Source organism: Hymenobacter translucens (genome assembly GCF_020685205.1).
GTDB classification, from domain to species: Bacteria; Bacteroidota; Bacteroidia; order Cytophagales; family Hymenobacteraceae; genus Hymenobacter; species Hymenobacter translucens.
In genome coordinates this window covers 104,997-129,180 of the sequence record NZ_JAJERB010000011.1, presented here as the reverse complement: position 1 = coordinate 129,180, position 24,184 = coordinate 104,997, and the positions used below count along the sequence as shown (strand labels likewise).

Here is a 24,184-nt window from a genome sequence, read left to right as displayed (position 1 = left end):
ACGTGGAGAACGGCGAGCTGCCCGACACGCTCGACTGGCTCGGCCACCTGGTCCAGCAGATCTGCTACGGCAACGCCAAAGACTACTTCGGCTTTGAAAAAGTAGCCCAGCCCGCCGAAGCTGCCGAGGCCCGCTAGGAATTCCAAGACCCCAAGACCCAAACTATCCAAGCCCCCGAATGAAACGTCTGTTTTCCCTGGCCCTGGTGCTGATGCTCAGCGTAGCTGCCTTTGCCCAAAGCAAGAAAGACCTGGCTGCGGCCAAGGAAGTGGAAACCCTGGAGCGGCAGCGCTTCGAGGCTCAGGTTAAGAAAGACTATGCCCTGCTGGACAAGCTCTTCGCCGACGACCTGGTGTACACGCACTCGAATGGCAAGCAGAACAACAAGACAGAGTATCTGCAGAGCATCCGCGAAGGCAAAAGTCAGTATGATAAGATCGACGTGGAGGCCCTGAACGTGCGCGCCTACCACGACGGCAAAACTGCCGTCGTGAACGGCACCATCACCATTACCCTGCCCAACAAGCCGGACGGCTCGCCCAACGTGGCCCATCTGAAATACGTGGTAGTGCAGGTCAAAAACAAGAAGGGCTGGCAGGTGGTGCTTTGGCAGTCCCAGAAGCAGCCGGAAGCAAAGTCGTAGTTTTAAACCCCGTAGTATGCTTCATGCCCGGTCGCTGAAGTCCTTTCTCCTGCAGCCGGACCGACCACTGCTGCGACAGCCACAATCAGCCCCTCGTACCATACTCAACCCCGCCCATGAGTACTTCTACTTCTTCAAACGAAAATGCCATTGCCACGCCCGTCGGCATCACGCTCGAGCGCTACATCATGCGCAAGCAAAGCGAGTTTCCCTTTGCCACCGGTGAGTTGTCGCAGCTGCTGCGCGACATTGCGTTGGCGGGAAAAATCGTAAACCGCGAAATCAACCGGGCGGGCCTGATGGATATTGCCGGCTCCTTTGGCAGCCAGAACATCCAGGGCGAGCAGCAGCAGAAGCTCGACGTGGTAGCCAACATCCGCTTTATCCGGGCCCTGAAGAACGGGGGCGAGGCCTGCGCTATCCTGTCGGAGGAAGACGACGAGATTATCCAGACCGGCAACGACAAGGGCCGCTACGTGGTGGCCATGGACCCGATGGACGGCTCGAGCAACATCGACGTCAACGTTAGCATCGGCACCATCTTCAGCATCTACCGCCGCGTGACACCGGTGGGCACGCCGGCTACAAAAGAAGACTTCCTGCAGGGCGGGCGCAAGCAGGTGGCCGCAGGCTACATTCTGTACGGTTCCAGCACGATGCTCGTGTACACCACCGGCCACGGCGTGGCCTGCTTTACCTACGAAAACTCGCTCGGCGAATTCTTTTTGTCGCACTCCGACATCAAGATCCCCCAGGACGGCACCATCTTCTCCTGCAACGAAGGCAACTGGTTTGACTACCCCGAGTGGGTGCAGGGCTACCTCACCGAGTGCAAGCGCAAGCGCTTCAGCGGCCGCTACATCGGCTCGCTCGTGGCCGACTACCACCGCAACCTGCTTAAGGGCGGCATCTACCTGTATCCGCCCACGGCCAAGAACACCAGCGGCAAGCTCCGTTTGCTGTACGAGGGCTACCCGCTGGCTTTCGTAATTGAGCAGGCCGGGGGACGCGCCATGGCCGGCACCGAGGCCATCCTCGACATCGTTCCCATTGACTGCCACCAGCGCACCCCGCTTTACATCGGCTCAGCCGATATGGTGGAAGAAATGATGAGCCATGCCACCGCTGCCGAGCCGGTAGGACGGTAGGCGCTGGCCTGAACGCGGCTTCAGGTGAGAAACAAGATAAATAATAAGGCGGGCACAGGTTCGCCTTATTATTTGGTTTTATCTTATCAATCGATTGTGTAAATTTCGACACAATTGACCTGTAAAGCGCGTGTGCAGCCTGTAACGCATGAATACCGGTAGTATCGCATGTTCAGAAACGTGCGCGGTATTTACACAATCGATTGTCTTAGCGAAGGCTATAAGCCCATTTTTCAGTACTATCTCACCGACTGCCCATGCTCTTACTTGGAATCGACATCGGCACCTCTTCCATTAAAGTAGCGGTAGTGGATGCTGAAACCCGGCAGTGCCTGGCTACGGCGCAGTATCCCGACGAAGAAACCGGGATACTCGCCGCGCAGCCGGGCTGGGCCGAGCAGGACCCGGAAGAGTGGTGGGAGCACGCCCGGCAGGCCATCCGCCGGGCTCACGCCTCGGGAAGCTACAATCCCCGCGACATCAGTGCAATTGGCATTGCCTACCAGATGCACGGGCTGGTGATTGTCGGGAAAGAGCAGCAGGTGCTGCGGCCGGCTATTATCTGGTGCGACAGCCGGGCCGTGGAAATCGGCAGCCGCGCATTCGACGCCATCGGGCACGAGCACAGCCTGCACCGCCTGCTCAACTCTCCCGGCAACTTTACGGCGGCCAAGCTGGCCTGGGTCAAGGAAAATGAGCCTGCCATCTTCGACCAGATCAGCCAGGTGATGCTGCCCGGCGACTTTATCGGCCTCCGCCTTACCGGCACGGCCACCACCAGCGCCTCGGCGTTGTCGGAAGGCGTGTTCTGGGACTTTCTCCGCGAGGAACTGTCGGCCGACGTGCTGGCCTACTTCGGGTTCGACGAAGCGTTGTTTCCGCCGGTGCTGCCGGTGTTTGCCGAGCACGGTTGCCTCACCGCCGCCGTGGCCGCCGACCTGGGCCTCACGCCCGGCATTCCGCTCACCTACAAGGCGGGCGACCAGCCCAACAACGCGCTTTCCCTGAATGTGCTGCAGCCCGGCGAGGTAGCGGCCAATGCCGGCACGTCGGGCGTGATTTACGGCGTCACGGACCAGCTGCTTACCGACCCGCAGTCCCGGGTCAACACCTTTGCGCACGTCAACCACGCGGCCGAAGCGCCCCGGCTCGGCGTGCTGCTGTGCATCAACGGGACCGGCATCCTGAACCGCTGGGTCAGGAACACCTTCGGTCCGACCACCTACGCCGACATGAACACCCGGGGCCGGCAGGTACCCATCGGCAGTGGGGGCGTGCGGGTGCTGCCCTTCGGCAACGGGGCCGAGCGGATGCTGGGCAACCGGCAGGTAGGGGCCCACTTCCACGGCATCGACCTGAACCTGCACGCGGCACCCCACCTGTTCCGGGGCGTGCAGGAAGGCATTGCCTTCGCCTTCCGCTACGGCCTCGACATTATGCGCGAAAACGGCCTGCACCCGAGCGTTATCCGGGCCGGCCGGGCCAACCTGTTTCAGAGCAACCTGTTCGCGGAGGCGTTTGTAAACGCCACCCATGTGCCGGTGGAGCTTCACGAAAACGACGGCAGCGTGGGCGCGGCCCTGGGCGCCGGCATTGGCCGGCAGGTGTACGCCTCGCCCCGAGAAGCCTTTGCCCCAAAGGCCCCGCTACGCCTGATCGAGCCCCGCCTTACCGAAGTCTACGAGCCGGTGTACCAGCACTGGAAAACCCTGCTCGACCAGCAGCTTCAGCAAGCCGCCAGCGTCCGGCTGCCAGCGGCAGAAACCCACTAATCCTTCCAGAATCAGTGTGCGGTCATCAGGAACCATTCAGGCCCGGCCGCCACTCCCACGTTTACCCCATCCTAATCTCACGACCCATGGCAAACCTCGTTTTAGGCGACCAGGAATTTTTCAAAGGCATCGGCCGGATCACGTTTGAAGGCCGCGAATCCGACAACCCGCTGGCGTTCCGCTGGTACGACGAAAACCAGGTAGTAGCCGGCAAGACCATGAAGGAGCACCTGCGCTTTGCCGGGGCTTACTGGCATTCCTTTAACGGCAACGGGGCCGACCCCTTCGGCGGAGCCACCCACGCGTTTTCGTGGGACGTGAAAGCCGACCCCATCGAGCGGGCCAAAGACAAGATGGACGCCGCCTTCGAGTTCCTGACCAAGCTCAGCCTGCCCTACTACTGCTTTCACGACGTGGACGTGGTCGACTACGGCAATGACATCGTGGAAAACGAGCGGCGCCTGCAGGCGCTGGTCGACTACGCCCGGGAAAAGCAGGCTGCCAGCGGCGTAAAGCTGCTTTGGGGCACGGCGAACCTGTTTTCCCACCGCCGCTACATGAACGGCGCGGCTACCAACCCCGACTTCCACGTGCTGACGCACGGCGCGGCCCAGGTGAAGGCGGCCCTCGACGCCACCATTGCCCTCGGCGGCGAAAACTACGTGTTCTGGGGCGGGCGCGAAGGCTACATGAGTTTGCTCAATACGAACATGAAGCGGGAGCAGGAGCACCTGGCCCGCTTCCTGCACACGGCCCGCGACTACGCCCGCCAGCAGGGCTTCAAGGGCAACTTCTTTATCGAGCCCAAGCCGGCCGAGCCCAGCAAGCACCAGTACGACTTCGACGCGGCCACCGTGCTGGGCTTTCTGCGCCAGTACGACCTGCTCGACGACTTCAAGCTGAACCTGGAAGTAAACCACGCCACCCTGGCCGGCCACACCTTCCAGCACGAGCTGCAGGTAGCGGCCGACGCGGGCCTGCTCGGCTCCGTCGACGCCAACCGCGGCGACTACCAGAACGGCTGGGACACCGACCAGTTTCCCAACGACATCAACGAGCTGACCGAGGCCATGCTCATCATTCTGGAAGCCGGGGGGCTGCAGGGTGGGGGCGTGAACTTCGACGCCAAGATCCGGCGTAACTCTACCGACCCGCAGGATCTGTTCTACGCCCACGTGGGCGGCATGGACCTCTTCGCCCGGGCTTTGGTGACGGCTGACAGCATCCTCCAGAAGTCTGATTACCAGCAGATCCGCCGGCAGCGGTATGCCTCGTTTGATTCCGGCAAGGGACAAGAGTTCGAAAAAGGGCTGCTTTCATTACAAGATTTGCGAGCTTACGCCCTGGAAAACGGGGAACCCGCCGTCCGCAGCGGCAAACAGGAGTATCTCGAAAACCTCATCAACCGCTTTATCTAATTAGTAATTAGTAATGAAGAATTAATAATTGCTTCAAGGGCTACGCTGGTCGTTGGACATCAATTCTTCAGTATCAATTACTAATTACTAATTCCAAAAAATGCACCAGCTCGCCACGCTCGACTACGTCGTTTTCTTTATCTACTTCATCATCGTATCGGGGTACGGCATTTGGGTGTACCGGCGCAAAACCGGCCACGACGGCACCGTAGACGGCGACTCCAAGGACTACTTCCTGGCCGAAGGGTCGCTGACGTGGTGGGCCATCGGCTCCTCCCTCATTGCTTCCAACATCTCGGCCGAGCAGTTCGTGGGCATGTCGGGCTCGGGCTTTAAGATGGGGCTGGCCATTGCCACCTACGAGTGGATGGCGGCCATGACGCTGATTATCGTGGCGGTGTTCTTTATTCCGGTGTACCTGAAGAACCACATCTTCACGATGCCCCAGTTTCTGAGTCAGCGCTACAACGGCACCGTGGCCATGATTATGGCCGTCTTCTGGCTGATGCTGTACGTGGTCGTGAACCTGACCTCGATTCTGTACCTGGGCGCCATTGCCGTGAGCAGCATCTCGGGCCTGAACCTAAGCTTCTGCATGTACGCGCTGGCGGCCTTTGCCATCGTCATCACCCTGGGCGGCATGAAGGTGATTGGCTTCACCGACGTGATTCAGGTGTTCTTCCTGATTCTGGGTGGCCTGGCGACGACGTACCTGGCCCTGAACCTGGTGGCGGAGCACTACGGGCAAAGCGGCGTGGTGGCCGGCTTTCAGCAGCTCACCAGCCAGGCCGGGGACCATTTCCACATGATCTTCAACCGCGACAACCCCAACTACCTGGACCTGCCCGGCCTCACCGTGCTGCTCGGCGGCATGTGGATTGTGAACCTGAACTACTGGGGTTGCAACCAGTACATCACCCAGCGGGCCCTCGGCGCCGACCTGCCCACCGCCCGGGCCGGTATCTTGTTTGCCGCCTTCCTGAAGCTGCTGATGCCTGTAATTGTGGTGCTGCCCGGCATTGCCGCCTATGTGCTGTTCAAAGCCGACGTGTTTGGAGCAACCGAATTTGGCGAGGGCGCCAACCTAAACCCCGACCGCGCCTATCCGGTGTTGCTCAACATCCTGCCGATCGGCCTGAAGGGCCTCTCGTTTGCCGCCCTTACCGCCGCCGTGGTTGCTTCCCTGGCCGGTAAAGCCAACTCCATTGCCACGATCTTCACCCTCGACATCTACAAGAAGGTAATGAACCCGGCCGCCTCCGAGAAGAAAATGGTTGTGGTGGGCAAGATTGCCGTGGTGGTAGCCATGATCCTGGGTGTGCTGATTGCCCCATTCCTGGGCATCGACAAAAAGGGGGGCTTCCAGTACATTCAGGAGTACACCGGGTTTGTGTCGCCGGGCATCTTCGCCATGTTTATCCTGGGCTTCTTCTGGAAGAAGACGACCTCCAATGCGGCCCTGTTTGCTACCATCGGCGGTTTTCTGCTCTCGGTACTACTCAAGTTCCTGCCGGGCCTGATGGACCTCTCGTTTCTGGCCCCGGTGGGCTTTGCCGTCCGGAATGAGGCAGGCGTCTACGAAATACCCTTCCTGGACCGGATGGGCATCGTCTTCGTAGTGTGCGTGCTGGTGATGGCCCTCATCAGCCTGCTGGAAAATGCGCGGGGCGTGAAAACCAACGGCCTGGAAATAGACCGCACCATGTTTAAGACCACCCGGGGCTTTGCTATTGGCGCTATGGCCGTAGCCGTTATCGTGACGGCGCTCTACACGATTTACTGGTAAGCCGGCAGGAGGGTACAGGTAGGTAGGCCGCCGGGAAAAAGCCAGGTTGCAGTGCCTGCCGCCGGCTCCGCTTTTCCGGGAAATCCAGCGCGTCGGGTATCCGCAGGGAGCCCGACGCTTTTTTGTTGGCCGGGCTCTGGTTGTTCCGCCTCTGACCTCGCCCGCCCATGTCTGCCCGCAAACCCGTCTACGCCGTTGGCCTGATCACCTGCCTGTTCTTTCTCTGGGGCTTTGCCCTCAACCTGAACCCGATCCTGATTCCCCACCTCAAGAAAGCCTGCCAGCTCACCGACGCCCAGTCGGCCCTGATTGACTCGGCTTCCTACGTGGCGTACTTTCTGCTGGCGTTGCCGGCGGGGCTGTTCATGAAGCGCTACGGCTACAAGGGCGGTATTCTGCTCGGGCTTCTGCTGTTTGCTGCCGGCGCCCTGCTGTTTTACCCGGCGGCCGCGGCGCGCTCCTACGGCTTCTTCCTGGCGGCTTTATTCATCATTGCCAGCGGCCTGACGTTTCTCGAAACGGCCGCCAACCCCTACATCACCGTGCTGGGCAACCCGGCTGGAGCAGCCCAGCGCATCAACTTTGCGCAGTCGTTCAACGGCTTGGCCGCCACGCTGGCGCCCCTGCTCGGCGGCGCGTTTATTTTGTCGGGCCGCACGCTTTCCGCCACTGAAGAGGCCGCCATGCCGGCCGGGGAGCTTACCGCCTACCTCGACCAGGAAGCCGCGGCCGTGCAGGTGCCCTACCTGGTGATTGGGGCCGTGGTGCTGCTGGTGGCCCTGCTGCTCTGGCGTACCCGGCTGCCGGAGATTGAGGCGGCCGAAACTACCGGCCGGGCGGGCTCCCTGCTGCACGAGAAAAACCTGTGGCTGGGCGTGGCGGCGCAGTTTTTCTACGTGGGCGCCCAGGTGTGCGTGAGCAGCTTCTTTATCCGGTTTGCCGGCCGCGTGGCGGGCCTCGACGAAAAGCTGGCGGCCTATTATTTGTCGGGGGCGCTGCTGGGCTTTATGGCCGGGCGCTTCCTGGGCACGCTGCTGCTGCGCTACGTGCCGGCGGCCCGCCTGCTGGCTTTTTACAGCCTGGCTAACGTGGTGCTGATCGGACTGGCGGTGCTGCTGCCGGGCATGTTCTCGGTGTATGCGCTGATTGGGGTGGAGTTCTTTATGTCCATCATGTTCCCGACTATTTTCTCCCTGAGCATCCGCGGGCTGGGCGCCAACACCAAGCAGGGCTCTTCCTTCGTGATTATGGCCATCGTGGGCGGGGCCGTCTTTCCGCTGCTGATGGGCTGGCTTTCCGACGCCACCTCCATCCAGACGGCCTACGTGGTGCCGGGCTTTTGCTTTGGAGCCGTGCTGCTGTTTGCCCTTCGCAACCTGAAAGCTCATCCCGCGGCCGTGCCGGAGCTGGCCGTAGCGCACTAGTTTTTCCTGATATCACCGTCTTCACTTGTTGCGTTAACCTTATGTTCAGCTTACTCGGAAAAAAAGCCGTCATTACCGGCGGGGGCAGCGGCATCGGCCGGGCCCTGGCCCTGCTGTTTGCCCGCCAGGGCGCCCAGGTGCACCTTATCGAGCTGAACAGGACTGCCGGCGAGGACGTCGTGGCGGAAATCCGGGAGGGTGGGGGACAGGCCTTTGCCCACCCCGCCGACATCAGCCAGCAGGAAGCCGTGCTCGACGTATTTACCGGCATCGGTACGCTGGATATTCTCATCAACAACGCCGGCATTGCGCACGTGGGCAACGTGGAGAATACCTCCGAGGCCGACTTCGAGCGGGTGTACCAGGTAAACGTGAAGGGCGCCTACAACTGCCTGTTCGCGGCGGTGCCTTTGCTGAAAGCCAACGGCGGGGGCGCCATTGTCAACATGGCCTCCATTGCCGCCCACGTCGGCCTCACCGACCGCCTGGCGTACTCCATGAGCAAGGGCGCCATCTTCGCCATGACCCTGTCGGTGGCCCGTGACTACCTGGCCCACAACATCCGCTGCAACAGCATTTCCCCGGCCCGGGTGCACACCCCGTTCGTCGACGGCTTCATTGCCAAAAACTACCCTGGTCAGGAAGCCGAAACCTTTGCCCGGCTTTCCCAAAGCCAGCCGATCGGCCGCATGGGCACCCCCGACGAAGTGGCCGCCCTGGCCCTGTTCCTGTGCTCCGACGAGGCCGGCTTCGTCACCGGCTGCGACTACCCGCTCGATGGCGGGTTTATCAAGCTGAACAGCTGAGGAAGAAGTTGATTGGTGATTATTTATTGCTGCTCACACAAGCCTGGCGTTGCGCATCGCAGTACCTGCTGATAAGCCCAGCCACTATCAATCAGCCATCAACAGATAACAATCAACTCATAACAATCCATGAAACTCATCCGCTTCGGCCCGCCCGGCCAGGAAAGCCCGGGCGTTATTCTTCACGACCAGCACTACGACGTCTCGGCTTTCGGCGAGGACTACACCGAAAGCTTTTTTGCCACCGACGGCCTGACCCGGCTGGCGGAGTTTCTGCGCCAGAACGAAGGCCGGGTGCCCCGGGTGCCCAACGGTACGCGGCTGGGCCCGCCCACGGCCCGACCGTCCAAGATTGTGTGCGTAGGGCTCAACTATGCCGACCACGCCCGCGAAACCGGCGCCACGCCCCCACCCGAGCCGGTGCTGTTTCTCAAGTCGACCACCGCGCTGGCGGGCCCGAACGACGACATCATCATTCCCCGCGACTCGGTGAAAACCGACTGGGAAGTCGAGCTGGCCGTCATCATCGGCCAGCGCGCGTCCTACGTAGAGGAAGCCGACGCGGCCGGCTACGTGGCCGGCTACGCCCTGCACAACGACGTGTCGGAGCGGGAGTTTCAGCTGGAGCGCAGCGGCACCTGGGACAAGGGCAAGGGCTGCGACACCTTCGCGCCCATCGGCCCTTTCCTGGCCACGCCCGACGAGATTCCGGACGTCGACAACCTGCGGCTGTGGCTGACGGTGAACGGGCAGAACATGCAGGATGGCACCACCGCCAACCTGATCTTCCGCATTCCCTTTCTGATCAGCTACATCAGCCGGTTTATGACCCTGCTGCCCGGTGACATTATCTCCACCGGCACGCCCGCCGGCGTGGGGCTGGGCCTGAACCCACCGGTGTACCTGAAGCCCGGCGACGTGGTAGAGCTGGGCATCGACGGGCTGGGCTCGGCCCGGCAAGAGCTGAAAGCCTATGCTCCGCATTGACGCTCACCAGCACTTCTGGGTTTTTGAGCCGGTGCGCGACGCCTGGATAACCAACGATATGGCCGCCATCCGCCGCGACTTCCTGCCGGCCGATCTGAGGCCCCTGCTGCAGCAGCACGGCCTCGACGGCTGCGTGGCCGTGCAGGCCAGTCAGGCGGAAGCGGAAACCGACTTTCTGCTAAGCCTGGCCGGGCAGCACGACTTTATCCGGGGCGTGGTGGGCTGGACCGATCTGCAGGCTGAAAACGTGGCGGAGCGGCTCGGGCACTACGCGCATTCAACTAAGCTGAAGGGCTTTCGCCACGTGCTGCAGAGCGAGGCCGACCGGGCCCTGCTGCTGACCCCGGCCTTCCGGCGCGGCATCGGGGTCTTGACCCGGCATAGCTTCACCTTCGACCTGCTCATCCTGCCCGATCAGCTACCCTACGCCGCCGAGCTGGCCGCCGCGTTTCCCGACCAGCCCTTTGTGCTCGACCACCTCGCCAAGCCCTTCATTAAGGCCGGTACGCTTGAGCCCTGGCGGCAGGAGCTAGGGAAGCTGGCCGCCCACGAAAATGTGTTTTGCAAGGTGTCGGGCCTGGTAACGGAGGCCGACTGGGCGGTTTGGCAGCCCGGCGACTTCCGGCCTTACCTCGACGCCGCGTTCGAAGCCTTCGGACCCCGCCGCCTGCTGTTCGGCTCCGACTGGCCAGTCTGCACCGTGGCGGGCGACTACGGCCAGGTGCATGCACTGGTGGCCGACTATCTTTCCTCCTTTTCTGCCGCCGAGCAGGCCCGGTTCTGGGGCGGCAATGCCGTTGACTTCTACAACCTCTGACCTATGGATTTACTGCTCCGCGACCAAGTCATACTCGTAACCGGCGGCGCCAAGGGCATCGGGGAAGGAATTTGCCGGGTGCTGGCCGCCGAGGGCGCCATTCCGGTTATCATCGGCCGCACCGAAGCCGACAACCTCGCCACCGTGGCGGCGCTGGCAGCATCCGGCGGCCGGAGCTGGCAGTTTGCCGCCGAGCTGAGCGACCCGGCTGCCTGCGAATCGGCCGTGCAGGCCGTGGTAGCGCAGTTCGGGCGCCTCGACGGGCTGGTCAACAATGCCGGGGTGAATGACGGGGTGGGGCTGGAGCACGGCGACTACGCCCGGTTTATGGCTTCGCTGCACCGCAACGTGGTGCACTACTACCTGCTGGCCCACCACGCCCTGCCGGAGCTCAAGAAAAGCCGGGGCGCCATCGTCAACATCACCTCCAAAACCGCCGAAACCGGGCAGGGCAACACCTCCGCCTACGCCGCCGCCAACGGCGCCCGCAATGCCCTCACCCGGGAGTGGGCCGTGGAGCTGCTCAAGTACGGCATCCGCGTGAATGCCGTGGTGGTGGCCGAAAGCTGGACCCCGCAGTACGAGTCCTGGATTCAGACCCTGCCCAGCCCCGGGGAAAAGCTCCGCGAAATCACCAGCCGGATTCCGCTGGAAAACCGCATGACCACACCGGAGGAAATCGGCAACACGGTGGCATTTCTGCTTTCGGCCTGCTCCAGCCATACCACCGGGCAGCTCGTGCACGTGGATGGGGGCTACGTTCACCTCGACCGGGCCCTGGCCGGCGCCTGAGGCGGCTCGTCGTCAACGTTCCCGGCATCGTTTGCATAACTATTCCGCCAGGCCGGCATTTCTAGGTTTGAAAATAGCCCGTACTTGGCTGCCTAGCAGCCTTGGCAGCTGCCCTTTCCATCTACACAATCGGTTGATTTGCTGCTTGGCTGATTGATTCGTTTGCTTTCATTTCCCGTCTCACCGTATGCGCTCCGTTTCCCGACTTCTGAAAACCACCTGGGCCCTGGGGCTGCTGGCGCTGCTGGCCTTTGCCCCGGCCCCGCCCGCCCGGATCAGGGTGTACCTGATCGGCGACTCTACCATGGCCGACAAGCAGGAAAAAGCCTTTCCCGAAACCGGCTGGGGCACGCCGTTTCGCTATTTCTTTGATGAGACGGTGACCATCGACAACCGCGCCCAGAACGGGCGCAGCACCAAAAGCTTCCTAGCCGAGAATCGCTGGCAGCCCGTGGCCAACGACCTCAGGCCCGGCGACTACGTCTTCATTCAGTTCGGCCACAACGACGAGGTGCCCACCAAGAAAAGCTACTCCACCGAGGCGGAATTCCGGGCCAACCTGATGCGCTTCGTCACCGAAACCCGGTTGAAAAAGGCGTTTCCGGTGCTGCTGACGCCGGTGGCCCGCCGTAAGTTCGATGCTGCCGGCAAAGTCGAGGGCACCCACAACGTGTACTCCGCCATTGTGCGCAACGTGGCCAAAGACCAGCAGGTGCCCCTTATCGACCTCGACCAGACCAGCCAGGCGCTGCTTCAACAGTTCGGAGTGGAGAACTCCAGGCTGCTGTTCAACCAGCTTGTGCCCGGCGAGCATCCCAACTACCCCGCCGGGCGCGACGACAACACCCACTTCAACGAGCTGGGCGCCCGCAAAATGGCCCAGCTGGTGCTGGCCGATGTGCGCACGCTCAAGCTGGAGCTGGCCGACCGTATCGTGAAGCGTGAGGTGAAAGTCGCCGTCGACCCCCAGGCCCGCTAGGCGTGGCTTTTCTCCCCTGATATTCCGCTGCTGATGCTTTCTCGCTTTGTTCTGCTGACCTCGGCCTTGCTGCTCTCCGGCCCGGCCCTGCACGCTCAGACTTCCCCGCCGGCCAAGCCTACCGTCTCTGCGCCTTCGTTTAACCAGGCCGTGCGGCTGACCGTGGCGGCGGATGGCTCGGGCGACTACCGCACTATCCAGGAGGCGGTAATGGCGGTGCGCGACTTTATGCAGGTTACGGCCACCATCTTCATCAAGAACGGCACCTACCGCGAAAAGCTGCTGATTCCGTCGCAGAAAACCCACATTACCCTGCTCGGCGAAAGCCGGGACGGAGTGGTTATCACCTTCGGCGACTTTTCCGGCGACGCCGAAAAGCACACGACCTACTCCTCGTCCACGGTACGGGTGCAGGGCAATGACTTCACGGCCGAGAACATCACGTTCGAAAATTCCGCCGGCCGGGTAGGGCAGGCCGTGGCGCTGCACGTGGAAGGCGACCGGGCCATCTTCCGCAACTGCCGCATGCTGGGCAACCAGGACACGCTGTTCCTGGCCATCGAAAACAGCCGGCAGTACTACAAGGACTGCTATATCGAAGGCACCACCGACTTCATCTTCGGGGCCAGCACGGCCGTGTTTGAAGGCTGCACCATCCACAGCAAATCCGACTCCTACATCACGGCCGCCTCCACCACGCCCCGGCAGGCCTATGGGTTGGTGTTTCTAAACTGCAAACTCACCGCCGACCCCACGGCCAAAAAGGTGTACCTGGGCCGGCCCTGGCGCCCCCACGCCCGCACCGTTTTTCTCAACTGCGAGCTGGGCGCCCACATCACGCCCGTGGGCTGGGACAACTGGCGCAGTGCCGACAACGAGAAAACCGCCTTTTACGCCGAGTTTAAGTCGACCGGACCGGGCGCCGGCACCCGGGAGCGGGCCCGGTGGAGCCGGCAGCTCCCGGCCCGGGAGGCCAGAAAGTACACCCTCGCCAACATCTTCCGCGGCACCGCGCCCTGGACCCCCGGCCTGAACTAGCTCACCCTGTACTTTCTTTTCGTGCTGAAATCCGCTTCCTGCCGCCCTATCCTTGTTCTGCTGCTTTTACTGGGCTGTAGCTTTCAAAGCCGGACCCAGACCGGTTCCGGGCGCATCGAGCAGGACTTGTCCAACCAGGACTGGAAGCTGTGGCTCGATCCCGCGGCCCGCTGGGTGACCGACAAGCTTTACCTGTCCCCGGTAGACGTAGCCCAGCTGCCCGTGCGTCCGCCCACCGGCGGCTGGGACGCCCTGAATGGCGCCAACGCGCAGACCGTGCACCTGCCCGCTACGGTGGAGCAGTACTACTGGGGCCATAACGGCAACGCGTTCGGGCTGAGCGGCAACTACCTCGGTGTGTCGTGGTTCAGCACCCGGCTCGACGTGCCCGCCGCGCTGAAGGGCCGGCGCGTAACGCTGCAGTTCGAGAGCGTGCGGTTCCGGGCCGAAATCTTTGTCAACCGTCAGCTTGTGGGCTACGACCTGGTCAACAGCACCCCGTTTGAGGTCGACATCAGCAGGTACGTAACCTATGGCGCCCCCAACGAGGTGGCCGTGCGCATCACCGACCCTAACGGCAACTTCGACTGGCGCGACTCCCAGAACTTTATGTGGGGCTCGTACCGCACCATTCCCACCCACGGCTTCGGCGGCATCACCGGGCGGGTAAAGCTGGTCGCCACTGACCCGGTGTTCGTGCAGGACGTGTTCGTCAAGAACAAACCCGCCCTGCGCGAAGTCGACGTGGAAGTGACCCTGGAAAACCGGACGCCGGCCGATGCGGGCGGTACCCTGCGCTACGAAGTGGCGGAAAAAAGCAGCGGCAAGGTCGTGTTTACCCGGGAGCAGACGGTGAGCAGGCTGGCCGCGGGCCGCACCGTGCAGAAAATGACCGTCGCGCTGAAAGACGCGAAGCTGTGGAGCGTGGAGCAGCCCAACCTGTACGTCCTCACCGCCACCTGGCGCGGAGCCAACGGCGGCACCGACGCGCTGGCCCGGCGGTTTGGCTTTCGCTGGTTTGAAATCCGCGACGTGGCGGGCAAGGACCGGCAGTTTTTCCTGAATGGGCAGCGCATCGTGCTGCGCACCTCGATTTCCTGGGGCTTCTGGCCCGTCAACGGCATTGCGCCCACCGATGAGCTGGCGCGCAGGCAGGTAGCAACGGCCAAGGCGCTGGGGCTGAACATGCTCAACTTCCACCGCACCATTGGCCAGACCAACGTGCTCGACTACGCCGATGAACTGGGTTTGCTGTACTTCGAGGAGCCGGGCGGCAACTCCTACCCGGCCGACAAGTTCAACCCCACCGACACGCTCGGAAAAAAGCAGACCGACTTCTATTTCGCCACCCGCACCGAAAAGGTGCTGCGCATGATCCGGCGCGACCGAAGCCACCCGAGCCTGGTTATCTACAACTTTCACAACGAGCGGGGCGCCCCGCCCCAGGACGAGGACCGCCGGCAGATGCTGGCCGCTCATCAGCTCGACAACAGCCGCCTGCTCACCTACAACTCTTCCAACGGCGACCCCACGCTCAAGCCCAACCCGCGCTTTAAGCTCCACCTGCTGCCCTACAGCAATGATTTCAAAGATTACGGCTGGTTTGACCAGCACCACGCCGGCGGTCCGGGCACCTACCACGACAACCTGTACTCCAATCCGAAAAACTACCTGCGCTACACCGACCACCAGGACGAAATCATCTACTACGGCGAGGAAGGGGCCATTGGCACTCCGCCCCGGCTGGAGCTGATCCGCAACGAGATCCTGAAAACGGGCAAAGACATCGGCTGGGAAACGGCCAGCTACCTGCAGTGGTACGATGCCTACGACCAGTTCCTGAAAACCCACGACGGGTTCAATAAGGCGTTTCCCACGGTGGACGCGCTGACCAAAGCCATGGGCAACGTGGCGTTCTACTACCAGGGCCGGGCCATCGAGAATATCCGGATCAACAACGTCACGGATGGCTACGCAGTGAACGGCTGGGAAAGCATGATGCTGGAAAACCACTCCGGCATCGTCGACAACTACCGCAACCCCAAGGGCGACGTGGACCTGATTGCCCGCTACAACCGCCCGCTCTACGTGGCCGTGAAAATGACCCGCAAGGTTCTGGGCGGGGGCGACACGTCTACCGTGGACCTGTTTATCGTGAACGAGGCGAATCTGAAAGGGAAGTACACGCTGCTGGTGAAGGCCACCGACGAAAAAGGCCAGGTTGTATTCAGCCGGAACGTGCCGGTGAAGGTAACGGGCGGCACCAGGTACGGCGAGCTGCTGAAAGCCGGGCTGAGGGTGGTGCCCCGCAGTACGGGCTACACCCGGGTCACGGCCGAGCTGCTGAGCGGAAGTAAAACCGTAGCCTCCGGCGACGACACGATGCTGGCTTTGCAGCTGAACACGGCCGGCATTCCGGCTCAGGGCATGGTGGCCGATACCAGCGGGGTGCTGGGTGCTTATCTGAAGTCAGTCGGCGTCAAGGCCTTTAAAGACTTTAAGTCGGGGCGGCCCGAAGGCCGGTACCTGCTGGTGGGCGCCTTCAATCCCCAGCAGACCGGCAACCCGCTCGTAACCGAGATTCTGGAGTGGGTGAATGAGGGCAACACGCTCATCGTGGTCGGCAACACCGACAAGTGGGCTACCCACCTGGGCCGCAAGGAAGTAGCCGACTACCGCGGCCTCAAGGAGCTGGGCACCTCGTGGTACGGGGGCAACTACTTCGTGAAAGCCCACCCGCTGTTCGACAGCCTGCCCCAGAGCTGCGTGTTCAACTGGGAATACCAGTGCTTTGCCACCTACAACCGCAGCCGCGCCGGTCTGCGCCTGTTCAACGGCGAAACCGTGGTGGGCTGCGTGTCGGACCATAAAAAGGAGGTGTACTCGGCGCTGAGCGTAGTGCCCCACGGCCGGGGCCGCATCATCCTGTCCACCCTCGACATCTTTGCCTGCATCCGGGACGTGAACACCGGCAGGCGGGCCGAGGGCGACGGCGAAAACGAGGCCATGAAGACCTTCAACACCTCCGGGAAAAATAAGGCCAACCTGGTAGGGCAGCAGCTGCTGCTGAACATGCTGCGCTACGCGGGCCGGGAATAGGCTTGTCCCGGTTCCGACACGCTGAGTTCACCGTTGAGCTCGGCCGGGAATTCGCGACCCGGGTGCTGCGTACCGAAGGAATGCCGTATTTTGGCCGCCTCATTGCCCCACTCCGCATCCTTGCCGATGGTTTTTCGTGGGAGAAGCGGCCCCGCCAGCCTGGCGCGAACGTCACCTTCCGGAAGCTCCGGCCTTTTTGTTTAACCGCACGTCTATGAACCCATTAGTTGACATTCGTCAATTCGACCAAAGCATCTGGCTGGACTTCATCCGCCGCCAAATCCTGACCAACGGCGAGCTGCAGCGCCGCATTTCCGACGAAGCCCTGCGTGGCGTTACGTCCAACCCGGCCATCTTCGAAAAGGCCATCGGCGGCAGCACCGACTACGACTCGGCCATCCGCAGCCTGGCGCTGCAGGGCAAATCCACCGACGAAATCTACACCGCCCTGGCCGTGGCCGACGTGCAGCACGCCTGCGACCTGTTCCGCCCGCTCTACGACAGCGCCGATAACGCCAGTGACGGCTACGTGAGCCTGGAAGTGTCGCCGGCCCTGGTCAACGACACCGAGGGCACCATTGAGGAAGGCATCCGCTTCTGGCAGACCGTCGACCGACCCAACGTGATGATCAAGGTGCCCGCCACGCTCGAGGGCCTGCCCGCCATCCGCCGCCTGATTGCCGAGGGCATCAACGTCAACGTGACCCTGATTTTTGGGCTGGAGCGCTACCGCCTCGTGGCCGAAGCTTTCCTGGCGGGCCTCGAAGACCGCGTAAAAGCCGGCCTCCCCATCACCCGCATCGACTCCGTCGCCAGCTTCTTTCTCAGCCGCATCGACGTGCTGATTGACCCGATGCTGGAAAAGATTGCCGCCGAAGGGGGTGAAAAAGGTGAGCTGGCTCAGTCGATGGTAGGGGAGGTGGCGCTGGCCAGCGCCAAGCAGGCCTATCAGATCTACAAGGAAATTTTCAGCAGCCCCCGCTGGGAAGCCCTCCAAGCCAAGGGTGCCGAGACGCAGCGTCTGCTGTGGGCCAGCACCGGCAACAAAAACCCCAGGTACGACGACCTGAAGTACGTCGAGAACCTGATCGGGCCGAAAACGGTGAACACCGTGCCGGTGGAAACGCTCGACATCTTCCGCGCCAAAGGCAGGCCCGCCAGCCGCCTTGAAGAAGGCCTGGATAAAGCCGCCGAAGTGTTGCGCCGCCTGCCTGAACTGGGCATCAGCCTGGAAGAGCAAACCAACTTCCTGGAAGTAGACGGAGCCAAGAAATTCAACGAGCCCTTCGGCAAGCTGATGGAATCCATCGAGAAAAAGCGGGTAGCCTCGCTCGACACCACGGTAGCTCCCGCCACGATGAACCTGGGCCGCTACCAGGCGGCCGTCGACGCCAAGATTCAGGAGCTGAATGGGAAGAACTTCACCGCCGGTTTCTGGAACAAGCAGGCTGATCTGTGGGTGCAGGACGCGGAAGGCCAGCAGAGCATCCGCTCCTTTATGGGCTGGCTGCGCGTGGCTGAGACGATGGTCGGCGCCGTGCCCGAAATCGAGCAGTTCGTCAATGATGTGAAGGCCGCCGGCTTCAGGCACGTGGTGGTGATGGGCATGGGCGGCAGCACAATGGCGCCCATCGTGTTCAAGTCCTCGCTCCCGATGGGCCCGAACGGCCTGCCGATGTCGGTGCTCGACACGACGGACCCCGGCACCGTGCGTCAGATCGAGGAGTCGGTGCCCCTGGCCGAAACGCTGTTCATCGTGGCCAGCAAATCCGGCACTACCGCTGAGCCCCTGGCCTTCGGCGACTATTTCTACGACCGGCTCCGGCAGATCAAGGGCGACAAGGCCGGCGAAAACTTCGTGGCTATTACCGACCCGGGCTCCAAGTTCGTGACCTCGGCTACCGAGCAGGGCTACCGCCGCATCTTCCTGAACTTCGCCGAGGTGGGCGGACGCTTCTCGGCCCTGTCGTACTTCGGCCTGGTGCCCGCCGCGCTCTACGGCCTCAATATCGGTGAAATCCTGGAGCGCGCCATCCGCATGATGCGCGCCAACGGCGCCTACGGCAGCGTAGAGCAGAAGCCCGGCCTGGAGCTGGGTGTGGCCCTGGGCGTGCTGGCCCAGCAAGACCGCGACAAGCTCACCCTCATCGTGCCCGAGTCGCTCAGCGACCTGGGCCTCTGGCTTGAGCAGCTCATTGCCGAAAGCACCGGCAAGGAAGGCAAAGGCATCCTGCCCATTGCCGGGGAGCCCGCCCGGGAACCGGCCGTCTACGGCCAGGACCGCGTGTTCGTGTACGTAGGCTACCAGAACGATGCCGATTCGGAAAACCAGACCAGGCTCGCCGCTCTCGAAGCCGCCGGTCACCCGATCATCCGCATTCTGATGGACGAGCCCCTGGATCTGGGCGCCGAGTTCTTCCGCTGGGAAGTAGCCACGGCCGTTGCCAGCGCCGTGCTCGAAATCAACCCCTTCGACCAGCCCAACGTGCAGGCCGCCAAAACCGCCACCGACCGCCTGATGAAGGTGGTGCAGGAGCAGGGCAGCCTGCCCCAGGGCGACGCGCCCAAGGTGACGGAAAACGGCGTGGCCTACTACAGCGCCGTTGCGGGCGGCAGCGCGGCCGAGGTAATCCAGAACTTCTTTGCCCAGGCCCGCCCCGGTGACTTCCTCAACATTCAGGCATACCTGAACGAGTCCGACGAGCTGAACCGGGGCCTGGCCGAGCTGCGTACCCAGGTGCAGGAGCAGCTGCAGCTGGCTACCACGTCCGGCTACGGTCCGCGCTTTCTGCACTCCACCGGCCAGTACCACAAAGGCGGCCCCGACAAAGGGCTGTTCGTGCAGTTCACCGTCGACCATCCCCAGGATCTGCCGCTGCCGGGCCGCTCGTACACGTTCGGTACGTTCAAGAACGCTCAGGCGGCCGGCGACCTGCAGGCCCTCCACGACTACAACCGTCGCACCCTGCGCATCCACCTCGGTACCGACGCCGAACAGGGCCTGCGCACCGTGCTGACAGCGCTGCAGTCAGCTCCGCTGGCGGCTGCCCAGGCCTAGCCTGGCAAAAAGTGCGTTTTTTCAGTGCCGCAGTCAGGCTTCAGCCCGGCTGCGGCACTTTGCTTTTTCTACCCGGCCTGGCCGGGGCTGCCGGCGGACGCAGCAACGCACGCAGTTCTGAGGAAACTCACTTCCGCCCGGCCGCGGGCTTTCGGGAGGCTGGCTTGGCCTTTGGAGCGGCTGGCTCGCGGCCGGCCAGAGACGAGGTACGCACCAGCAGCTCGGGCTCCAGCACCACCTGCTGCAGGGGCTGCCCGGGCTGCTGGTTTACTACGTCGAGCAGGAGCTGAATCACGGCCTGGCCCATCTGGTCGCCTTTTTGGTTGACGGACGTAATCCGGGGCTCCAGCAGGTAAGTGAAGGCCTCGTTGCTGAAACCGGCCAGGGCAATGTCCTGGGGTACCTGCAGCAGCTGGTCGCGGATGGTGTGCAGCGCGCCCATGGCCGTGAAGTCACCGGCGGCAAACACGGCGTCGGGCGGCGTGCGCAGGCTGAGCAGCTGCTTCATGCCTTGCTGTCCGTCTTCCAGGGTCATGTCGCAGTACACGATCAGTTCTTCATTTGCCGGTACGCCGTATTCCTCAAGCGCATCGAGGTAGCCCTGGCGACGGTTGCGGTAGATGTTCAGCTGCTGGGGGCCGGCAAAGTGGGCAATGCGGCGGCAGCCCTGCTCCAGCAGGTGCCTGGTGGTCACGTAGCCGCCTTTGCGGTCGTCGAGCACCACGGCGTTGACGGCGGCATTTTCCAGGATCCGGTCGAAAAACACGAGCGGGGTACCGCGCTGCTGCACTTTCTGAAAGTGGCGCAGGTCCTGGGCAGTCCGGGCCAGCGACACCAGAATTCCCTCTACCTGGGCCCCGATAAGGGTTTCGAGGCACTGGCGCTCCAGTTCGACGTCCTCGTGCGACTGGCACAGAATCACGCTGTAGCCGGCTTTGCTGGCGGCCCGCTCGATGCCGTGGGTGACGGCCGGGAAAAAGCTGCCGTAGATGTGGGGGACAATCACGCCGATGAGCTTGCTTTTGCCTTTGCGCAGAGCCGCCGCCAGGTGGTTGGGCTGGTAGTTGCGCTTTTTGGCCAGCTGCAGCACCCGCTTCTTGGTAGCCGGACCGATGCTGAAATGGTCGCTCAGGGCCCGGGAGATGGTGGTGACCGAAACGCCCAGCTCCTTGGCCAGATCAGACATCGAAACCGGGCTGGCAGCTTTGTCGGGCGCGGCTTTTTTGCGGGCGGAAGAGGGCATCGGAGCTCGGATAAGGTTACACAAATATTGTGTAAGCCGGGTCGTAAACCTAGCCGGCCGCTGCTATTCGCTAAACCCCGGACCAGTGGAATCAAGTATAGTTGCCGAACTGCCACCGCTTTCCCACCTTTCCGCATGAATCCGATTTCCGCTCCCTTTGGCACTACCCTGGACGGGGCCGCCGCGCAGCTGTTCACCCTGACCAACGCCCACGGCCTGCAGGCGTCCATTACCGATTATGGCGGCACCGTGACCAGCCTGCTCGTGCCCGACCGCCACGGCGTACTGGCCGACGTCGTGCTGGGCTTCGACAGCGTGGCCGGCTACCAGAGCCCGGCTTATCTAAGGTCCGGGCCTTACTTCGGGGCTCTGATTGGCCGTTACGGCAACCGGATCCGGGGCGGGCGTTTCGAACTGAATGGGAAAGTGTACACGCTGGCAACCAATAATGGCCCGAATCACCTCCATGGCGGACTAAAGGGCTTTGACAAGGTGATCTGGAAGGCTGAGCCCGGTACTTCAGCTGATGGCGCTACCCTCAAGCTGACCTACCAAAGCCCCGACGGCGAGGAGGGCTACCCGGGCACTCTGCGCGTGACCGTCGTGTATACCCTCACTGCCGACAACGCCCTGCGCATCGACTATACCGCCACCACCGACCGGCCGACACCCGTCAACCTCACCAATCACAGCTACTTCAACCTCGGCCCGGGCCCCGACATACTCGCCCACGAGCTAACCCTGCGCGCCGACCGCTACACCGTCGTGGGCGACACGCTGATTCCCACCGGGGAGTTGCGCCCCGTCGCCGGCACCCCGTTCGACTTCACCACGCCCCACGCCATCGGGGAGCGTATCGCGCAGGTCGAGGGCGGCTACGACCACAACTGGGTTTTGACCGGCGGGACTGAAGGGGCAGCTACGGTTTACGAGCCGGTTTCGGGCCGGGTGATGGACGTCTTCACCGACCAGCCCGGGGTGCAATGCTACACCGGTAACTTCCTCGACGGCACACTTACTGGCCAGGGCGGCCGGGTGTACGGCAAGCACGCCGGCTTTTGCCTCGAAACCCAGCACTTCCCCGACTCGCCCAATCAGCCTGGGTTCCCAAGCACTATTCTGCAGCCAGGCGAAGTGCTGCGCTCGACTACGAGCTACCAGTTTAGAGTGCGGTAACCTTATTTTAAAGCAAACGCCCTGAGACCTGCGGAGTGCAGCGTTTTAGGGCTTCTGCTTAATAGTTAGATCTGAATTTCATGTTCAGATCTCTTTCAGCCACAGCTGCTCTCCCGGCCGATCTGCTACTCAGGTCATGAGTTACAACGGCCCGCGTAAGTGGCTCAACTCATGCTCCTTTATCCCGTCTCCCTCGGTAATCGATTACTGCCACTCATTGGGCTTGCTTACAGTGGTTGGCCCACATAAGGATGCACACCTCGAGCTGCCGGCTCTACCTGGTAGCTCAAAATGTACATACCGGTTATGTTAAGGCTGTATTTTCACGTTTGCCGGCGCTATAACCTCACCACAGTTGCTAGCTTGCAGTACTGATTCTGGTAAGCATTTTAGCGTCCGCGCTTCGTTTAGCTGCGTGCAAGGTCTTGGATGAGCATTATTCTTTTTACAGGGCATCGGATCGACTGGCAAAACCGCCCTACACCCCGTTTTCCCGTTGCGCTGGTCCCAGCCGTGCAGCGTGAGCTCAGCGACTTGCTGGATCAGTTAAGTCAGGAGCAGGCTATCCAGGCGGCCGTAGGTAGCTTGGCGGCTGGCTTCGACTTGCTAGTCACCGAGGAATGCCTTCGCCGAAATATTCCCTTACACGTGTTTCTGCCCTTCGCCATGGCAGACTTTCTGCAAGAGTCGGTAAACTATCCCAAGGCAGTTGATGACGACACTCCTTGGGAAGCCTACTTTGTACGTGCGCTGGTAGAGGCTAAGCACCTTACCCAAGTTTCAGCCCACCAGTATCAGCCTGACGCCGATCAGTTCGCCGACTGCAACGCTGCGATGCTTCAGGTTGCCCAACAGTGGGCGCAAGACCAGCGCACATCGCTACAAGCGCTAGCTTTTATACAGTCCAGCCAGGAGCTTACTCCAGGGGGGAGCTTTCACTTTTTAACGTCTCTGAGCGCGCAACTCATCCCGGTTCACCAGTTGGGGCCTTTTTCATTGCCTATCGTATGATCCCCGAGCACCATGTCCCTCTCTTTCATGCCCTTGATACTGCTGCCAACCAGGCACAACGGGCGTGGCGGTTTTCCTACGTTCGTTCCTTGTTGGTTCTGGGAGTAATAGGCCTGCTGGCCGAACTCAAAGACCTTAGCCCGCGGCTTCTGGAGGTAAAGTGGCATCCTTACGTGAAGCTTTTTGTCATCCTGATCAGCATGGTGGGGGCCCTGTATGAGATATTCTACCACATCAGGCACAAATCCCGTTTTGGGTACTGGACGCGTCTGAGAGCCAAGGCTGAGCGGCTGAAAAGTGAAGCTTGGTTTTTCCTTTTTGATATTGGCCCGGCCAGCAGTCCAACCGTCTACTCGGCCGATCAGTGGCAGCGCTTTCAGGAGTTGCTGCTCGCCGACGATGTGGCGAGTGAGTATGTGCCCCTTATTGCTCAGGACGACTTAGCACGGCAAAAGCCCATGTTCCAGCACCTGCCCCCTGAGCAGCAGGCGCACTTGTATCAGCTCAACCGCGTCCACGAGCAGTATGGCTACTTCACCAGCCGGGTTCAGCGTCTTTCCCAGCGCCTTCGTCAACATAAGGTGCTGGTGATTACCCTTTTGCTTATTGCTGTATCTTGGGCCGGGGTACGCGCAATCGACATCTTTTACCCCCTTTCGGAGGTACTGCAGGAGTTTAACCTGTTCGTTATCCTGATTTCCGCAATCGGCTTAACCAAGGCGTACATTGAAGTGGAAAACGTCGAGTACCTGATCAATCGCTATCAGCAGATGGAACAGCACCTGCGCAATTTCCACGAGCGTGAAGAAGCACCCACCGGCAGTAGCTTCCGGCCGTATGTTCAGCAAGTGGAAGAGATACTTTTATCCCAAACCAAAGATTGGGAAACGCAGCGGCTGAGCTAGCTCCTCTGTTGTACTTGGCAACACTACATGTGGTTCGGGTGAAGGTGAGTTGATGAATTTGGGGTAAGCCAAGTAAAAACTG

The 24,184-nt window shown here is 61.8% G+C and carries 18 protein-coding genes; 17 read left to right on the top strand and 1 reads right to left on the bottom strand.

Going from position 1 to position 24,184, the window contains the following annotated elements; genetic code table 11:
* The first annotated feature begins 178 nt into the window (after positions 1-178).
* The 14 genes from LJY25_RS19820 (at position 179) to LJY25_RS19755 (ending at position 19,767) form a co-directional block, all read left to right on the top strand.
* Positions 179-643, top strand: coding sequence for a nuclear transport factor 2 family protein (locus tag LJY25_RS19820; RefSeq protein WP_227610225.1), 465 nt, complete (start codon positions 179-181; stop codon positions 641-643).
* Positions 644-759: 116 nt separating this feature from the next.
* Positions 760-1,791, top strand: coding sequence for a class 1 fructose-bisphosphatase (gene fbp, locus LJY25_RS19815; protein WP_227610224.1), 1,032 nt, complete (start codon positions 760-762; stop codon positions 1,789-1,791).
* Between the two features lie 257 nt (positions 1,792-2,048).
* Complete coding sequence (locus LJY25_RS19810; protein ID WP_227610223.1) at positions 2,049-3,563, top strand: xylulokinase; 1,515 nt, start codon at positions 2,049-2,051, stop codon at positions 3,561-3,563.
* An 86-nt stretch (positions 3,564-3,649) separates the two neighbouring features.
* Positions 3,650-4,981: a xylose isomerase gene (gene xylA, locus LJY25_RS19805; RefSeq protein WP_227610222.1), complete on the top strand. Its 1,332-nt coding sequence runs from the start codon at positions 3,650-3,652 to the stop codon at positions 4,979-4,981.
* A 100-nt stretch (positions 4,982-5,081) separates the two neighbouring features.
* Positions 5,082-6,767 carry a sodium/sugar symporter gene (locus tag LJY25_RS19800; protein WP_227610221.1) on the top strand — a complete coding sequence of 562 codons (1,686 nt, stop codon included), beginning with the start codon at positions 5,082-5,084 and terminating at the stop codon, positions 6,765-6,767.
* Positions 6,768-6,934: 167 nt separating this feature from the next.
* Complete coding sequence (fucP, locus tag LJY25_RS19795; protein ID WP_227610220.1) at positions 6,935-8,191, top strand: L-fucose:H+ symporter permease; 1,257 nt, start codon at positions 6,935-6,937, stop codon at positions 8,189-8,191.
* A gap of 41 nt (positions 8,192-8,232) precedes the next feature.
* Positions 8,233-8,997: an SDR family NAD(P)-dependent oxidoreductase gene (locus LJY25_RS19790; RefSeq protein ID WP_227610219.1), complete on the top strand. Its 765-nt coding sequence runs from the start codon at positions 8,233-8,235 to the stop codon at positions 8,995-8,997.
* 129 nt (positions 8,998-9,126) lie between these two features.
* Positions 9,127-9,984, top strand: a complete 858-nt coding sequence (locus tag LJY25_RS19785; RefSeq protein ID WP_227610218.1) for a fumarylacetoacetate hydrolase family protein — start codon at positions 9,127-9,129, stop codon at positions 9,982-9,984.
* The gene (locus LJY25_RS19780) at positions 9,971-10,801 is read left to right on the top strand and encodes an amidohydrolase family protein (protein WP_227610217.1); all 831 of its coding nucleotides are present in this window, start codon (positions 9,971-9,973) and stop codon (positions 10,799-10,801) included. The genes LJY25_RS19785 and LJY25_RS19780 overlap by 14 nt, the downstream gene beginning before the upstream one ends.
* Before the next feature lie 3 nt (positions 10,802-10,804).
* Positions 10,805-11,593, top strand: coding sequence for an L-fucose dehydrogenase (locus tag LJY25_RS19775; RefSeq protein ID WP_227610216.1), 789 nt, complete (start codon positions 10,805-10,807; stop codon positions 11,591-11,593).
* 187 nt (positions 11,594-11,780) lie between these two features.
* Complete coding sequence (locus LJY25_RS19770) at positions 11,781-12,572, top strand: rhamnogalacturonan acetylesterase (RefSeq protein WP_227610215.1); 792 nt, start codon at positions 11,781-11,783, stop codon at positions 12,570-12,572.
* 33 nt (positions 12,573-12,605) lie between these two features.
* The gene (locus LJY25_RS19765; RefSeq protein WP_227610214.1) at positions 12,606-13,610 is read left to right on the top strand and encodes a pectinesterase family protein; all 1,005 of its coding nucleotides are present in this window, start codon (positions 12,606-12,608) and stop codon (positions 13,608-13,610) included.
* A gap of 21 nt (positions 13,611-13,631) precedes the next feature.
* Complete coding sequence (locus LJY25_RS19760; RefSeq protein ID WP_227610213.1) at positions 13,632-16,709, top strand: glycoside hydrolase family 2 protein; 3,078 nt, start codon at positions 13,632-13,634, stop codon at positions 16,707-16,709.
* Between the two features lie 214 nt (positions 16,710-16,923).
* Entirely contained in the window at positions 16,924-19,767 is a 2,844-nt protein-coding gene (locus tag LJY25_RS19755) for a bifunctional transaldolase/phosoglucose isomerase (RefSeq protein ID WP_227610212.1), read from the top strand.
* Positions 19,768-19,894: 127 nt separating this feature from the next.
* Here the strand turns inward: LJY25_RS19755 and LJY25_RS19750 are convergent, their stop codons facing one another.
* Positions 19,895-21,010: a LacI family DNA-binding transcriptional regulator gene (locus LJY25_RS19750; protein ID WP_227610211.1), complete on the bottom strand. Its 1,116-nt coding sequence runs from the start codon at positions 21,008-21,010 to the stop codon at positions 19,895-19,897.
* Between the two features lie 135 nt (positions 21,011-21,145).
* Here LJY25_RS19750 and LJY25_RS19745 point away from each other — a divergent pair, with 135 nt between their 5' ends.
* The 3 genes from LJY25_RS19745 (at position 21,146) to LJY25_RS19735 (ending at position 24,102) form a co-directional block, all read left to right on the top strand.
* The gene (locus tag LJY25_RS19745; protein ID WP_227610210.1) at positions 21,146-22,186 is read left to right on the top strand and encodes an aldose epimerase family protein; all 1,041 of its coding nucleotides are present in this window, start codon (positions 21,146-21,148) and stop codon (positions 22,184-22,186) included.
* Positions 22,187-22,615: 429 nt separating this feature from the next.
* Positions 22,616-23,197: a hypothetical protein gene (locus LJY25_RS19740; protein ID WP_227610209.1), complete on the top strand. Its 582-nt coding sequence runs from the start codon at positions 22,616-22,618 to the stop codon at positions 23,195-23,197.
* Complete coding sequence (locus LJY25_RS19735; protein ID WP_227610208.1) at positions 23,194-24,102, top strand: hypothetical protein; 909 nt, start codon at positions 23,194-23,196, stop codon at positions 24,100-24,102. Before LJY25_RS19740 ends, LJY25_RS19735 begins: the two co-directional genes overlap by 4 nt.
* The last annotated feature ends 82 nt before the right edge of the window (positions 24,103-24,184 follow it).

Bases quoted from the DNA above. Each gene is read 5' to 3' on its own strand.
- LJY25_RS19820 (WP_227610225.1), top strand. From the start codon at position 179: ATGAAACGTCTGTTTTCCCTGGCCCTGGTGCTGATGCTCAGCGTAGCT.
- fbp (WP_227610224.1), top strand. From the start codon at position 760: ATGAGTACTTCTACTTCTTCAAACGAAAATGCCATTGCCACGCCCGTC.
- LJY25_RS19810 (WP_227610223.1), top strand. From the start codon at position 2,049: ATGCTCTTACTTGGAATCGACATCGGCACCTCTTCCATTAAAGTAGCG.
- xylA (WP_227610222.1), top strand. From the start codon at position 3,650: ATGGCAAACCTCGTTTTAGGCGACCAGGAATTTTTCAAAGGCATCGGC.
- LJY25_RS19800 (WP_227610221.1), top strand. From the start codon at position 5,082: ATGCACCAGCTCGCCACGCTCGACTACGTCGTTTTCTTTATCTACTTC.
- fucP (WP_227610220.1), top strand. From the start codon at position 6,935: ATGTCTGCCCGCAAACCCGTCTACGCCGTTGGCCTGATCACCTGCCTG.
- LJY25_RS19790 (WP_227610219.1), top strand. From the start codon at position 8,233: ATGTTCAGCTTACTCGGAAAAAAAGCCGTCATTACCGGCGGGGGCAGC.
- LJY25_RS19785 (WP_227610218.1), top strand. From the start codon at position 9,127: ATGAAACTCATCCGCTTCGGCCCGCCCGGCCAGGAAAGCCCGGGCGTT.
- LJY25_RS19780 (WP_227610217.1), top strand. From the start codon at position 9,971: ATGCTCCGCATTGACGCTCACCAGCACTTCTGGGTTTTTGAGCCGGTG.
- LJY25_RS19775 (WP_227610216.1), top strand. From the start codon at position 10,805: ATGGATTTACTGCTCCGCGACCAAGTCATACTCGTAACCGGCGGCGCC.
- LJY25_RS19770 (WP_227610215.1), top strand. From the start codon at position 11,781: ATGCGCTCCGTTTCCCGACTTCTGAAAACCACCTGGGCCCTGGGGCTG.
- LJY25_RS19765 (WP_227610214.1), top strand. From the start codon at position 12,606: ATGCTTTCTCGCTTTGTTCTGCTGACCTCGGCCTTGCTGCTCTCCGGC.
- LJY25_RS19755 (WP_227610212.1), top strand. From the start codon at position 16,924: ATGAACCCATTAGTTGACATTCGTCAATTCGACCAAAGCATCTGGCTG.
- LJY25_RS19750 (WP_227610211.1), bottom strand. From the start codon at position 21,010: ATGCCCTCTTCCGCCCGCAAAAAAGCCGCGCCCGACAAAGCTGCCAGC.
- LJY25_RS19745 (WP_227610210.1), top strand. From the start codon at position 21,146: ATGAATCCGATTTCCGCTCCCTTTGGCACTACCCTGGACGGGGCCGCC.
- LJY25_RS19740 (WP_227610209.1), top strand. From the start codon at position 22,616: ATGAGCATTATTCTTTTTACAGGGCATCGGATCGACTGGCAAAACCGC.
- LJY25_RS19735 (WP_227610208.1), top strand. From the start codon at position 23,194: ATGATCCCCGAGCACCATGTCCCTCTCTTTCATGCCCTTGATACTGCT.